This window comes from Sinorhizobium sp. 8-89, from assembly GCF_030124325.1.
Taxonomy (GTDB): domain Bacteria; phylum Pseudomonadota; class Alphaproteobacteria; order Rhizobiales; family Rhizobiaceae; genus Sinorhizobium.
In genome coordinates, this window is the sequence record NZ_JASKLR010000008.1 from 124,093 (window position 1) to 138,155 (window position 14,063).

Below are 14,063 nucleotides of genomic sequence, written 5' to 3' on the forward strand. Positions count from 1 at the left end.
GCAAATTTCATGACGCCCCAGTCCCCGAATTGCATGTCTTGAGCAAGCGATCTTTATTGTGTCACACTGATCCCAGCAATACTGTGATTTGAGTGAATCTGAACCAGATCGCTCCTCAACCCCGCGGATGCTTATATGCAGAAAATCGCCCATGCGTGATACTGTTCGAAATAATATGATTAGCAAGGGTCAAATCGGCCCGGCATCGACGCAAAATGGAACAATCAACCCTAAGCTGCTGGTCTTGCGAGCACGACGTGTATTCGTAGTGACGCTTCTTTATGCAGCTCTGCTCAGCGCCTGCATCAACCTCCTGCAACTCACCATGCCTCTCTACATGATGCAGGTACATGACAGGGTGTTGAACAGTCAGAGCATGGATTCGCTCGTCATGTTGACCATCCTGGCCCTTGGCGCGCTCGTTGTTTTGGGGGTCCTCGACTATATCCGCGCCCTCACATTCCAAGCGATGGGCGGCGCCGTCGTGCGGTCGTTGAACCTGCCGGTCCTTACCGCCGCGGTGCAGGTATCCGCCGGCCAGGGGCTTACCCGGGCAGCACAATCGCTGCGGGACCTCACCGAGCTGCGCGGTTTCCTTACCTCGTCGGCGGTCAGCGCCCCTCTCGACGCCGCCTGGTCGCCCATCTTCCTGGGCGTTCTCTTTCTGCTGCACCCCCTCTTCGGGGTGATCGGTGCGGTTTCCGTAGCGGTGCTTGTCTGCTGCGGCCTCATAACCGATCTCCTGACGCGTCAGCTCATGAAAGAGGCAAGCCAGGCTAATATTGAGGCAGTGTCGAAAATAGGTGCGACATTACGTCACGCCGAGGCCATTGAGGCGATGGGCATGCTGCCGGCGCTCGCCAAACGGTGGCGCGCGGCGCAGCTGCACGCGCTTGGCGTGTTGGAAACCAGTGGAAGCAGAAGCCGGGCGATGGCCTCCATAACGCGCAGCCTGAGGTTTTCCATACAGGTGGCGTCGCTCGGCGCCGGTGCACTTCTGGTGATGAAGCAGGAAATCTCGCCCGGCGCGATGATGGCGACGACCATCCTTGTCGGGCGCCTTCTCATACCTTTCGATTCGGTCATCGAGAACTGGCGGCAATGGGTATTGGCAATCGCAAGCTGGCGCCGAATCGAGGCCGCCCTGAATGAAGACCTTGCAGTCCGTCAGACGATGCCGACGCCGCGCTCCGAAGGGGACCTGGTCGTCGACAAGCTGTTGTATGCTGCGCCAGGCCTGGATGTTCCGATCATCAAGGGCGTCTCCTTCTCCCTCTCGCCCGGTGAGGTGCTGGGCGTCGTCGGGCCTTCCGCCGCCGGCAAATCCACTTTAGCGCGGCTCCTCGTGGGCATCCAGAAGCCGACGACGGGCGGCGTATTCCTCGATGGCAACAACGTCTATCTCTGGGAGCGCGGTTCATTCGGGCAGATGACGGGCTACCTCCCGCAGTCGGTTTCCCTGCTCGAAGGGACGATCCGCGAAAACATCGCCCGCATGGAAGAGAGCGACCCTTACAAGGTGCTCGAGGCGGCGCGGCTTGCCGACGTGCACGACATGATCGGACGCCTGCCGCTCGGCTACGATACGCCGGTGGGTGACGGGCAATTGACGCTTTCCGGCGGGCAAAGGCAGCGCATCGCGCTTGCTCGATGCCTCTACGGTCGCCCGCGCCTGATCGTGCTCGACGAACCGAATGCCAATCTCGATGCGATCGGCGAGCGGGCTCTTATCCGCGCGATCGAACATGCGCGCAATGATGGCGCCATCATTGTTATCATCGCCCACAGGCCAGCGATCATGCAGGTCGCGGATAAACTGCTCGTACTGGAAGGCGGCCGCATTGCCCAGTTCGGCCCGCGCACGGACGTGGTCGCATCCATGATGCCCGGCGAAACACGACGCGAAGGAACCGCTTCATGACGAGCAAGCCTACATTGCCCGCGAGTGTCGATATGCAGCCCTTGGCCCCGACCGGCAATCCGGATCGCCGCCTGCCCGTGAGTGCCGCGCCGCCGCTGCACGTCAGTGCGCTTGAACTCGAGCTTGCCGAGAGCACTCATTCCCCAGTCCGACGCCTCGTTATCGCGGGTCTGGCGACGATCCTGGTCGCTTTCGGCGGGTTTTTCGGCTGGGCGTTTTCTACGGAGCTCAGCAGCGCTTCGGTTACCAGCGGTACCATCGTCGTCGATTCGAAGCGCAAGACGGTCAGCCATTTCGAGGGCGGCGTCCTGAGCCGCCTCCTCGTTCAGGAGGGCGATCACGTCGCCGCCGGGCAGACTTTGATCAAGCTCGAGGATACGCGCGCCCGTTCCGACCTGCAGGCGTTGCAAAGCCGGCGCGTCGGCCTGATCGCGAAACTGGTCCGCCTCAGGGCAGAGCAGGCAGGTGCAATGGAATTAAGCTTTCCCGGCGATCTCGCCGGCGCCGGCGATGCCGCCGCTGAGGACGCCATCGCCGCGGAAACGGCATTCTTCGAGAAGCGACGCGAGGCGAAGAACGGGCGGCTAGAGATCCAGCGCAAGACCATCGAGGAACATTCGGAGAAGGCGAAATCGCTGGGCGCGCAGCTTCAGGCGACGGACCGGCAGATCGAGTTGGTAAATGAACAGCGGGCGGCAATCGCGACCTTGGTGGATAAGGCCTTTGCGCAACGCTCGAAGCTCATCGAGATCGATGCCAAGCTCAGCGAACTCGCCGCAACGCGCGGCGAGCTTGCCGGTGACAAGGCGCAGGCGCAGAAGGCCATGGCGGGTGCCGAGCTTACGTTGATCGGTATCGAAAGCGATTTTCAGTCGGAGATCGCGGGCGAGATCACCACCGCGCGCCTTGAGCTTGCGGATGTAGAGGAGCGGATCACGGCCGCGAAGGATGTGCTTCGCCGCCTCGAGATCCGCGCGCCACAGGCAGGTGTCGTCGCCAATATCCAGTTGCGCACGTCGGGCAGCGCGGTGACGCCGGGCCAGCCGCTGCTCGACATCGTCCCCGGGGATGAGCCGTTGCTCGTGGAAATGCATGTCAGCACGCGCGACATCGACAGCATCGCGATCGGCTCGAACGCGCAGATCCGGCTGACCGCCTATAACCAGCGCACACATCTGCCGGTCGACGGCAAGATTAGCTATGTCGCCGCAGACCAGTCGGTGGATGAGAAGTCCAACGTGGCCTATTACGTGGCACGAGCGCAGATCGTGCCGGAGTCGCTCGCCGCGAATCCCGATATACGACTCTATCCAGGCATGCCCGCCGAGGTGCTGATCGTGCACAAGCCGCGCTCGGCGATCGACTACCTGGTTTCCCCAATTACAGACAGCTTCAATCGTGCGTTCAGGGAGGATTAAGGATATCGCTCTTCATGATTCAGCATAAACACAATTTACTTTAAATTTTGAAGCGATTTACGGACATCGCTATAGCAATTACTCCTAAAAATATATTGTACCAATATTGACACACGGCGCGGAGGATGACGGAAGTACGTAGAAAACAACGAAAATAGGCCAATTTATTTTTGAACACCGTGTTGCCTTCTGTTTTATTGCAGTGCACACTCCGGCTCGCAATCCTCGGCTCCGTGCCGATGACGCATGCATCAAACGACGAAGAGGAGAAGCAGATGGCCACTTTAGAAGGCGGCGCATACGACGACGCCCTGTTTGGCTCTCGCTTTGACGATTTCATCCGCGCCCGCGGCGGTGATGATTTCGTCAACGGGGGCAAGGGACACGACACTATCTTCGGGGACGAAGGTAATGACTTGCTGTTCGGCGGCGACGGAAACGACACCGTGTTCGGCGGCGACGACGCAGATATTCTCTATGGCGAAAAGGGCAATGACATCCTGCTCGGCGGATCGGGTGACGACTTGCTTTATGGCGACAAGGGCAACGACATCCTCCTTGGCGGCGAAGGCAACGACTTCATGGTCGGCGGCAAGGGCAGCGACATCCTGATCGGCGGCGCCGGAAACGACATCATCGATGGCGGCGAAGGCGACGATCTCCTGGCCGGTGGTCAGGGCAGTGACGTCTTCGTCTTCGACGGCGGCGGCGGCAACGACGTCATCCTCGACTTCACCCCCGGCGAGGACGTGCTGCAGATCTCCAAGGGCATCAACGGTCTCGATATCGCCTCGCCCGAGGACCTGGCTTCTCGCATTACCCAGGTCGGCGGCAATGTCGTCATCGATCTCGGTCATGGCGATACCCTGACGCTGGTGAACGCGGACGCCGACGATATCCAGGCCAACCCCGAGAACTACTTCACGGTCCACTAACAGGTTGAGACGCGGGATGCCGGCCGGAAGGCCGCGCTCACTTTTCTCATCCCGCTCCTGGTTCGAATCGGTGCGCCCCGCCCTCCTCCCGTGGGGCGTACCCTTCCCTTCAGCGGTCAAGAGGAGTGGCGTGTGACGTTCGACGACGGTACGAGGGGCGCCAGCCGTATTTTCCAGAATGCCGAGGCCTTTCGCATCAGCTCCGATGTGGCCGTCCTGATCCGGGATATTCCGGGCACGCCGCCCGGAGCGGTCAAATCCACGCTCGCCATGCCTGAGCAACCGGTCCCGCTTGTCAGCACAACGCTCCCGCTTGCCGATGGCGGGCAGCGCGTCCTTTGGGCCATGCGGCCGGGCAAGGAGCCTCAGCGCGCGCAGATCTCCGTTGAAAGCAGCGCTTCCCAAACGTTTGTCCTGCGACCGATCGCTGAACTCCCATGCCTCGATGTGGACGCCCTGTTTGCCGATCTTTCGCCGGAGGGGTGCATCAAATTCCTGAACAATCTGCTGACGGCATGGCGAAGCGCGTTCCGCCTTTCCAGGGACCAGCTCTTCATCGCCGTCGTCGAGGACGCGCTTCATGCGCTGAAGGCGCGCCCGCGGCCCGCCAATGTCGTCTGTGCGGTCACCGAGGGGCGGTATCTGGTCGAGACAGCGATCAGTCGCGATTTCGGCGACATCAGCGCCGTCTATGCTCTCGGCGCGAATGCCATTCTGCCGCTGCCTTCGCAAGTGGTTGTCGGCGGCCATCCAGAGCAGGGCGTGCGGCCCTGCTATCTCATCATCGAATCTCCCCGGGCTCCCCGGCCGTCCTTCTTCGTGTTCCTGGGAAAGAAGGGTGTCGCCGTCCGCGAACTGTCCGCCCGCACGCCGCGTTACGCCAATCTTCAGAAGTGGTGGGCCGAACATGGCGGCGCGCCGGTACTGCGCGAGTTTGTCGTACGGTGGCTCTCGGGAATGCCGGAGGGTGGCGCGGCGACAGCGATAGACCTGCAGCTTCGGCGACCGCTGCCGGCGCGGCAGATCGGCAAGTCCGCAATGCACCCCGCCGCGGAGGTCGATCTGGCGCTGGCGCTTTCCGGCGGCCTGCTTTCCGGCGGCTGGTTCCATGATCCCGCATCCGCCCTCGCCGGCATCGACTACCTGAAAGAGGACGGCACCGCAGTGCCTCTCGACGGAAATTGGCATGCGTTTCCCGCCTGGGCCCGAGGCGCGGATGAAGGCGCCAGAACCGACGTGACCGGCTTCGCCGCCTGGCTGCCGCTGAACGAGCCATTGGGCGCCCTCCTCCAGCCGCGTTTCCAGATGCGACTCGCTTCGGGCGCGGTGAAATCACTCGTGCCGAAGCCCCAGCCTTTTGAACCTGCCGCTCAACGCAACCGCATCCTTCGCGCAGTCCCGCCACAGCACGCGGTCGATGAGGCCTTCCGGACGATCCTCGCCCCGGCCCTCCAGGACGTGGAGCAGAGACTGGGCAGGACCATAAAGGTCGACTACGTCAAGGACTATGGCCTGCCGCAGAAAGCACCTATGGTCTCGATCGTGGTGCCGCTTTACCGGGTCCTCGATTTCCTGCGCTTCCAGCTCTCCGGCATGGCGACAGACCCGTGGGTCGCGAGCAATACGGAGATCATCTATGTCCTGGATTCACCAGAAATCCAGGACGAGACGGAGCATCTGCTCGGCGGTCTGCATCTCCTGCACGGGCTGCCGATGAAGCTCGTGGTGATGAGCCGCAACGGCGGCTATGCGCGCGCCTGCAACGCCGGTGCGCGCTTCGCACGCGGCTCGGTCCTCGTCATGCTCAACTCCGACGTCGTACCGTCGGCGCCCGGCTGGCTGCAGACGCTCGCGCCGCCGCTGCTCGAACAGGAGGCGCTCGGCGCCATCGGACCGAAGCTTATCTTCGAGGATGGTTCGCTCCAGCATGCCGGGCTCTACTTCGCCCGCGATCGGCGCGGCGTGTGGCTCAATCACCATTTCCACAAGGGCATGCCCGGAGACTATGCGCCGGCCCAGGTCCCCCGCGCCGTTCCGGGTGTCACAGGCGCATGCCTGGTCACCCTGAGGGACACCTATGAGCGTGTCGGCGGTTACACGGAGGACTACGTCATCGGCGATTACGAGGACAGCGATCTTTGTCTGAAGATCCGCAGGTGCGGCCTTGAGATAGCTTATGAGCCGTCGGCGTGCCTCTACCATTTCGAGCGCCGGTCGATTCGCCGGAGCCAGGACTACATGCGCGGCGTTGCCAGCCAGTACAACGCCTGGCTGCACACGGAGCGCTGGGATGCGGACATTGACGAGCTGATGGCGGACTATCTCGGCGGCGCCGGTGAAGCGGTTGCGCCGTTCAGCGTTGAAGCCACAGCAAGGAGCGCCGCATGAACGAGACCTTCCGTCGCGACGAGAGCGCGCCGGTGACGGCGTTGTCCGCCCACGAGGAACATATCCAGTGGTTGCAGGAGAGTTGCCTGAAGAACCGTTTCCTGCCGCAACCGGCCCCGGACAGCGTTTTCGTCGGCGATGGCGACTTCAAAGCCGTCGGCACCGAGTTTCTCGGCCACTTCATCCGAATGGGAGGGCTGCAGCCGGAAAGCCGCGTGCTCGACATCGGTTGCGGCATCGGTCGAATGGCAGTTCCCCTCACCCAATATCTCGATTTCGAGAAGGGGCGTTACAACGGGATTGACCCCGTCGAGGGCGGCATCGCCTGGTGTCGCCGCTTCATCACGTCGATCTATCCGAACTTCGCCTTCCAGCGGGTCGACATCGCGCATGAACTCTACAATCCGCAGGGCAAGATCAGCGGCAAGGCGCTGAAGCTCCCCTATGCCGATCGCCACTTCGACTTCGCCATCATGACGTCGATCGTCACGCACCTGCCGCCGGACGAGGTGCTCGTCTACCTAAGCGAGATCGGCAGGCTCCTGAAACCGGGCGGGCGCCTCTTCATGACCGCCTTCGTGGTCGACCCTGTTGCCGCAGCGAACGAGACGGGCAGACGCGATCCGCGTCTTGCTTTCCAGCGCGATGGCGATGGGCCCTGCTGGTTCGTCCCCGATCTGCCGCGCCTTGCGGCGGTCGGTTTCGATGACGGCTTTCTCGATGGCGCTCTCGCCCGCGCCGGCCTCTTCACCGCCTTGAAATCTTTGGGCTCCTGGCGAGGACAGGCGGCGAACCATTACCAGGACGTGTTCGTAGCCGAGCGCACGGGAGGCGGACGATGAGCAAGCGCATTCTCGTTGCCGCTCACAACCATCCCGCCCTCCACCCAGGAGGCACTGAGATCTTCGCGCACGATCTATTCCGTGCCTATCAACGCGCGGGCTGCGAGGTGCTCTTTCTCGGTGCCACGAACCAGCTCCACCGTCAGGCCCGGCCGGGCACGAGCTTTCAGGGAATTGGTCCCGCGGGAGACGAGGTGCTGCTATGGTCCGGTCACTTCGATCGCTTCTTCATGAGCCAGATCGACCTCTACGGTGTCGTTCCGGACCTGACCGAACTCCTGAACGACTTCCGGCCGGACGTAGTGCACATCCATCATCTGCTTCTGCTCGGGGCCGAATTTCCGCACATTGTCCGTCGGACACTCCCGCATTGCCGGATTGTCATGACGCTGCACGACTACTACCCCATCTGTCACCATGATGGGCTCATGGTGCGAAACGGGGCGAAGGAACTCTGCCACGGCGCAAGCGCCGACCGCTGCCATGCCTGCTTCAAGGATATACCGCTCGATCGGTTCGCGCTGCGCGAGCGTCATCTGAAGGCGCTCTTGAGCACAGTGGACCGATTCGTGGCGCCGAGCCATTTCCTCAAGCAGCGCTTCGTCGAGTGGGGGCTCGCCGAAGATCTGATCAGCGTCATCCCGAACGGTCTGCCACGGCGAAACACGCGGGCGGAAGCGAAGCGGATTTTGAATGATCGGCCGGTTTTCGGCTATTTCGGTAATCTCAATCCCTGGAAAGGCATCACCGTTCTGCTCGAGGCGGCACGACAACTCATTGCCGAGGAACTCCCGTTCGAGCTGCGCGTCCATGGCGGAGCTCCGTTCCAGAGCGAAAGCTTCGTCGACGAGATCACGCGCTTGTTCAGCGAGACAGCACCCGTCGTACAGCAACGCGGCCCCTACCGGCGGGAGGATGTCGCCGATCTCGTCGCCGCCGTCGACTGCACGATCGTCCCTTCCATCTGGTGGGAAAACGCCCCGCTGGTCATCCACGAGGCGCAGGCCCTTGGGCGGCCGGTCATCGCCAGCAATATCGGCGGCATGGCCGAGATGATCGAGGATGGATTGAACGGCCTGACGGTGGCACCCGGAGATCCTCGTGGGCTCGCTTCTGCCATGCGCCGCATCGCGGATGACCCCGATTTGCGGCGCCGCCTCTCCGCAAATGCCCGCGTGCCCGACGACATCGACACGACCGCACGGCGCTATCTCGACCTGCTCGACGCGATCGCGCCTAAGCGGACCGAAGCGGCTTAGGGAGAAAACGATGGCTGTTGTTGCCGAGAAATCAAGCGCCGCACCGGAACAGGACAACGCGAAGCCTATGACGGGCCGGGTGGATGCAATCGATCAGGGCCGGGTCTACGGCTGGGCGTTCGACCCGGGAGCGCCGGACAAGCGGCTCACCATTCGCCTCCTTCTCGACGGCACCGTGATCGCGGAGGCGATCGCCGACCGCAACCGTCCCGATCTCAAACGCAACGGCATCGGTGACGGCAATCACGCCTTCGAGATCGCGCTGCCGGAGACGGTCGCTTCACGTGGCGCCGATCTTGTCGTGATGGCCTTGGACGGTCGCGGTGTCGAGCAGAAGCTGCGCGTTCCGCGGCCCGACGAGCAGGCGGCCGAGGCGCTCATCGCCGCGCCGCTGACGAAGGTTCTCGACAAGCTCGACATCCTGATGGCGGCGCAGCGGCAATTGCAGGTTTCCCAGCGCTCTCTCCTGCGCACGCAGATCGACGAGGGCGGCGAGGGCGAGGCGGTTGGGCTTACCAGCATCAGCGATGCCGTCGCAAATCTGAGGACGGAAGTTACGCAGCGGTTGAGCGACCTCGACGTCCACCTGATGCGGCTCGATGGTGTAGTGGCGACGATGGAAAGGAACCTGAGTGCCTTGCAGAAGCGTTCGAACGGAGACCTGAAGCCTCTGCTGCTGCTGCTCTTCGTTCTCATGGGCTTCGCCGCGGGCGCTGCCCTTACGCTGTTAACGAGGGCCTGAGGGGCATGCGCATGGTCGGAACGGAGCAAAGCCTCAAGCTGACATCGCCGCCTGGCGGCAGGATCATGCGGGCCGGAAGAGTGGTCGCCTGCCCCATTGACGAGTCTTGTCTGCTGATCGTCGGCGCCGGCGGATCCATGGCCGGCCAGCTCACGGCGGAACTCAATGACGATCCCGCCGACAGGTTGACCGCCTCCGTCATTGGCTGGCCCTTGGCGACACCCGCGGCATCGGCCTCGCACGGCTTCGCGGCGCTGCTATCCCTGGACGGCACCGAACGTCCGCTCACGACCGTTCGCTTCGGACGGGAGGGGACTGGCAGGCGTTACATTTTCGCGCCTCGTGCAGTCTCGGTCAGCGACGTCGCCGCGATCGTGGCAGAGGCTGCCGGTCCCCAACTGTCCGATATATTGGATTCGTTGCTGGACCTCATGATGAAGGGGTCTCTCGGTCGCCGCAGGCTCTCAGCCATGATCACGCTGCTGAAGGCCGCACACAGGGGCGATGGATTCATCGAGCTCCTCGGCGAGAGCGAGGACGGAGCGATTTTCCTTAAGGGTTGGGGCCGGGACATCGTGGCCGGCGTCTGCCGGGCGGTTGTAAGTGGCGAAAAGCCTATGGCTGCCGATTGCGGGATCGCGACTTTTCCGCGCCAGGACGTTCCGGATGGGGCCGGCGGCTTTGTCGGCCTGCTGCCCGCAAACGAGACGCTCAGGGCGCGTGACATCGAGGGGCTGGTTTATCGCGGGCGCGGAGCCTGGCGATATGCGGCAGTTCACGAGCGCAGGCTCATCGCTGGGCCCGCGGAAACGCCTGGTCATATACGCTCCGTGTTGCTCCAGACCCATAGCTCGCCCCAGGTGCTGCTACGCCTGCGCGCGGCTGCCAACAGTTTCGACGGCAGAGAGACGATCTCGACCCTCCCCCTTCCCGTGCGGCTGGGAATAGACACTCTCTTTCAGGAGAACGGCGGCGGCTTCCTGATCACCGGGTGGCTTCTCGACGCGGACGGCCATGTTCAGAGCGTCAAGCTGCGCCGTGGGCGCGCCGAAGCGCGGCTCGATGATTGCTGGACCCGGCTCGATCGCTCTGATGTGACGGATGCATTCACAGACGAGCCCATGTTCAAAAGTGCGCTCGAGGGCGACAGCCACTCTCACGGCTTCATTGTCTATGCCAACAGCTTGGGCGGCGAGGCCGCAGCGCCGCTCCATCTGGAACTGACGCTCAAGGATTCGCGCCGCGCATTCATGCCGCTGACACCTGCGAGAGTCCCGGCCCGTGTGGCCGCCCTGCGCCAGATCCGGTCCATCGACCCCGCGGACTGGGCACTCTCGGATATCATCGACCGCCAGATCGTGCCATTTCTCAGTGCATCGGAAAGCCCCTCGCCGACCGTTGGCGCAATCGTCGATGCCGGAGGATTTAATGAGGCGGTCGGCCCGCCGATCGTCATCGCCACCGGCGAGGCTGAGGGCGGAGACCTCGCGCCCTTCCTCGGTCTCCTTGCGCTCGACCCCGAAACGCAGCGCGCGCCGATCGCGCTCGTCGTGCCAGCCGAACGCTTCAGACGACAGGCCGCCCGCATCAGGCAAGTCGCGCAATTCTATCGCCTGCCGCTCAGGCTGATATCAGCCGAGGAAGCAGGCGATATCTACGACCTCCTGGAAGTGGGCGTGCGGGCGCTCGCAAGCGATACAGTGGTCCTGCTTGCCGGCTCGTTGCTGCCGCACAGGACGGGCTGGTACGGCAAGCTCGCCGCCGCCCATGAAGCGTTGAAGGGGAGCATCATCTCGCCTACCCTTGCCTATGAGGACCACTCGGTTCGCTGGGCCGGAAGCTGGTCGGACGGCCATTCCGACGCGCCGCTCTTCGGCCGTTACGCTGGCTATCCGCTGAGCGCGGTGACCGGGCTGAAGACGACCCGTGTTGCAGCGGCTTCTCTTGAGTGCTGCATCGCCCCTCGCGACGCTCTTCTGCGCGCCGGCGGCTTTTCCGCCGGTTATCTCGGCTCCCAGCAGAAGGGGATGGATCTGGGACTGAGGCTCAGCCGCGCCGGAATCGAGTCCTACTGGCTGCCATCGGTACAGATGCTGGGCTCCGGCGAGGCGTCCGGCCTCGGCGAAGCCGCAATAGCCGCTCTTATCGAACGGATAGATCAAGCAATATTCCATGCCCGTTGGGCTCCCGCCCTGGTGGGCGAAGAACTTCCCGCCGAGAAGGTTTCCGCATGAGCGAGCAACTCCGGGTCCTTGTCGTCTCGCATGGTCATCCGGCGATGTCGCTGGGTGGCGCGGAGATCGCGTCGCACAGCCTCCACAAGGGGCTGAATGCCTTGCCGGGCATCGAATCGATCTATCTGGCCAGGGTCGGTCATCCCGTTCCGCGCCACGGTGCTTCGGCGCTCATGAGCCTTCGTCTGGCCGTGGACGAAGTTCTCTTCCACGCCGACGACTACGACCACTTCTTCCTGTCCAACGGCGATACGGAGACCATCCGCCGCGACCTGTTGCGCTTCGTCGGTGACCTCAGGCCCCACGTGGTTCACTTCCATCATGTGATCGGCATGGGGCTGGAGGCCTTTTATGCCCTCCGCGAGGCGCTGCCGCGCTCGGTCATCGTGGTCACCTTCCACGAATACTTGTCGATCTGCCACAACCACGGGCAGATGGTGAAACGGCCGTCGGGCCAACTCTGCAACAAGGCTTCCCCTATCAGTTGCCATGGGTGCTTTCCCGAAATCCCAGTCTCACGTTTCCTGAAGCGGGAACAGTTCGTGCGCGGGATGCTCGGCCTTGCCGATGCCTTCGTCTCTCCCAGCATGTTCCTCGCGACGCGATATGTCGAATGGGGAATCGAGGCGGAGAAGCTCTCCGTGATCGAGAACGGCATAGTGATGAAGGAAACCGCAGCCGCGCGCGATCTGCCCGCCAGCGGCGCACGGCGCAATCGCTTCGCCTATTTCGGGCAGATGACGCCCTTCAAGGGCGTCGACGTTCTGATCGACGCGGTGTCACGTGTGCCCGAGGACATCTGGGGCGAGGATTCCTGCCTGATGATCTTCGGCGGCAACCTCGAACGGCAGCCGGCAGATTTCCAGGATCGCGTGAAGAAGCTAATCGACGAGGCCGGCCGTCGCGTGCGCTTCTATGGTGCCTATCAAAACGGGGACATGCCGCGGCTGATCCGCTCGGCCGACTGGGTGATGCTGCCGTCCATCTGGTGGGAAAACTCGCCGGTAGTTATCCAGGAAGCCTTGCACCACCGCAGGCCGATCATCTGTTCCGATATTGGCGGCATGGCCGAGAAGATAGAGGATGGGACGGACGGTCTGCATTTCCGCGTCGGCAGCGCCCAGGATCTCGCCGATCGGATCACCGAAGTCCTGAGTGAACCGCAGGCTTGGGATCGGCTGCGCGCAACCATGCGGCGGCCCACCAGCCACATCGACTCCGCTCGCGAACATGCTTCGCTCTACCGCCGACTGCTTTCGGAAAAGGAGAGCCAAGCAAGTGCCGGGCTTTCCGATGCCATCCTGGACGTCCAACGCCGCACCAATAGCCACCACAATGTCGATACGGCGTCGCTCACAAGCTGATCGACACCGACAATCCCGTTCGCAAGATCGCATGAATCGGAGAACAAACCACATGCAAAAGATCCGCAAAGCCATAATACCCGCCGCCGGTCTCGGCACACGGATGCTTCCGGCGACAAAGAGCATCCCGAAGGAATTGCTGACGATCGTCGACAGACCCGTGCTGGACTACATCGTCGAAGAGGCGTTCGCGTCGGGTATCGAGCACGTGATCATCGTCACCGGCCGAATGAAGGGTGCAATCGAGGATCATTTCGACCATGCGTTCGAACTCGACGTCTGCCTGCGCAATGCCGGCAAGCATCCGCTGGCGGACAGGATTGCGCAAAACACCCCTGGTGCCGGCACCATTTCCTTCGTGCGCCAACAGCAGGCGCGAGGCCTCGGCCATGCCGTATGGACCGCCCGGCACATCGTCGGCGACGAGCCTTTTGCCGTACTTCTTCCCGACATGCTGATGATTTCCGAGGAGCCCTGCCTCAAGTCCATGGTGGCACTCTACGAACGCCATGGCGGAAACGTTATCGCCGTGGAGCAATGCGCGCCCGAAGACGCGCATAAATTCGGCATCGTCTCGCTGGAACCCGCGGCCGGCGGCCGCCTCGTGACTGGCCTGGTCGAAAAGCCGGCTCCGGGAACCGCCCCCAGCAACCTCTTCATCTCCGGGCGCTACATCCTCCAACCGGAGACCTTCGAGCTTCTTGAGCGCCAGGCGCCCGGGGCGGGCGGCGAAATCCAACTGACGGATGCCATGATCGCACTCATGGGAAACCAGGAAATTCGGCCCTTCGAGTTTGGCGGCCGCACCTTCGACTGCGGCACACCGGCGGGCTTCGTGAACGCAAACCTGCACATGGCCATGGCTCGAGCCGACCTGAAGCCGCAGATCGACATCGAAACAGGGAGCCTATCGGCAACACAGCGCGCAGTGGCGTGAATGGCGTCGCGAGCGGTCCGCCG

10 protein-coding genes are annotated in these 14,063 nt (G+C 62.8%); all 10 read left to right on the plus strand.

The genetic code is table 11. The annotated features are described in order from the left end of the window. The first annotated feature begins 151 nt into the window (after positions 1 to 151). The 10 genes from QN219_RS17355 to QN219_RS17400 all read left to right on the plus strand — a co-directional run bounded on the left by QN219_RS17355 (position 152) and on the right by QN219_RS17400 (position 14,040). Positions 152 to 1,921, plus strand: coding sequence for a type I secretion system permease/ATPase (locus QN219_RS17355; protein ID WP_284000997.1), 1,770 nt, complete (start codon positions 152 to 154; stop codon positions 1,919 to 1,921). After that, positions 1,918 to 3,339 carry an HlyD family type I secretion periplasmic adaptor subunit gene (locus QN219_RS17360; RefSeq protein ID WP_284000998.1) on the plus strand — a complete coding sequence of 474 codons (1,422 nt, stop codon included), beginning with the start codon at positions 1,918 to 1,920 and terminating at the stop codon, positions 3,337 to 3,339. The genes QN219_RS17355 and QN219_RS17360 overlap by 4 nt, the downstream gene beginning before the upstream one ends. 275 nt (positions 3,340 to 3,614) lie before the next feature. Beyond that, entirely contained in the window at positions 3,615 to 4,274 is a 660-nt protein-coding gene (locus tag QN219_RS17365) for a calcium-binding protein (RefSeq protein ID WP_284000999.1), read from the plus strand. Positions 4,275 to 4,406: 132 nt separating this feature from the next. After that, positions 4,407 to 6,662 (plus strand): glycosyltransferase, encoded by a 2,256-nt coding sequence (locus QN219_RS17370; RefSeq protein ID WP_284001000.1) that lies wholly within the window; start codon positions 4,407 to 4,409, stop codon positions 6,660 to 6,662. After that, complete coding sequence (locus QN219_RS17375) at positions 6,659 to 7,504, plus strand: class I SAM-dependent methyltransferase (protein WP_284001001.1); 846 nt, start codon at positions 6,659 to 6,661, stop codon at positions 7,502 to 7,504. The genes QN219_RS17370 and QN219_RS17375 overlap by 4 nt, the downstream gene beginning before the upstream one ends. Further along, positions 7,501 to 8,763 carry a glycosyltransferase family 4 protein gene (locus QN219_RS17380; RefSeq protein WP_284001002.1) on the plus strand — a complete coding sequence of 421 codons (1,263 nt, stop codon included), beginning with the start codon at positions 7,501 to 7,503 and terminating at the stop codon, positions 8,761 to 8,763. The genes QN219_RS17375 and QN219_RS17380 overlap by 4 nt, the downstream gene beginning before the upstream one ends. A gap of 10 nt (positions 8,764 to 8,773) precedes the next feature. Further along, positions 8,774 to 9,505, plus strand: a complete 732-nt coding sequence (locus QN219_RS17385) for a hypothetical protein (protein WP_284001003.1) — start codon at positions 8,774 to 8,776, stop codon at positions 9,503 to 9,505. Positions 9,506 to 9,516: 11 nt separating this feature from the next. Continuing rightward, positions 9,517 to 11,739, plus strand: coding sequence for a hypothetical protein (locus QN219_RS17390; RefSeq protein ID WP_284001004.1), 2,223 nt, complete (start codon positions 9,517 to 9,519; stop codon positions 11,737 to 11,739). Next, the gene (locus QN219_RS17395) at positions 11,736 to 13,103 is read left to right on the plus strand and encodes a glycosyltransferase family 4 protein (RefSeq protein ID WP_284001005.1); all 1,368 of its coding nucleotides are present in this window, start codon (positions 11,736 to 11,738) and stop codon (positions 13,101 to 13,103) included. The genes QN219_RS17390 and QN219_RS17395 overlap by 4 nt, the downstream gene beginning before the upstream one ends. 52 nt (positions 13,104 to 13,155) lie before the next feature. Beyond that, positions 13,156 to 14,040, plus strand: a complete 885-nt coding sequence (locus QN219_RS17400; RefSeq protein ID WP_284001006.1) for a UTP--glucose-1-phosphate uridylyltransferase — start codon at positions 13,156 to 13,158, stop codon at positions 14,038 to 14,040. Positions 14,041 to 14,063: the final 23 nt, after the last annotated feature.

Coding starts and splice junctions, on each gene's coding strand:
- QN219_RS17365 (WP_284000999.1), top strand. CDS start 3,615: ATGGCCACTTTAGAAGGCGGCGCATACGACGACGCCCTGTTTGGCTCT.
- QN219_RS17400 (WP_284001006.1), top strand. CDS start 13,156: ATGCAAAAGATCCGCAAAGCCATAATACCCGCCGCCGGTCTCGGCACA.
- QN219_RS17395 (WP_284001005.1), top strand. CDS start 11,736: ATGAGCGAGCAACTCCGGGTCCTTGTCGTCTCGCATGGTCATCCGGCG.
- QN219_RS17375 (WP_284001001.1), top strand. CDS start 6,659: ATGAACGAGACCTTCCGTCGCGACGAGAGCGCGCCGGTGACGGCGTTG.
- QN219_RS17380 (WP_284001002.1), top strand. CDS start 7,501: ATGAGCAAGCGCATTCTCGTTGCCGCTCACAACCATCCCGCCCTCCAC.
- QN219_RS17390 (WP_284001004.1), top strand. CDS start 9,517: ATGGTCGGAACGGAGCAAAGCCTCAAGCTGACATCGCCGCCTGGCGGC.
- QN219_RS17360 (WP_284000998.1), top strand. CDS start 1,918: ATGACGAGCAAGCCTACATTGCCCGCGAGTGTCGATATGCAGCCCTTG.
- QN219_RS17385 (WP_284001003.1), top strand. CDS start 8,774: ATGGCTGTTGTTGCCGAGAAATCAAGCGCCGCACCGGAACAGGACAAC.
- QN219_RS17355 (WP_284000997.1), top strand. CDS start 152: ATGCGTGATACTGTTCGAAATAATATGATTAGCAAGGGTCAAATCGGC.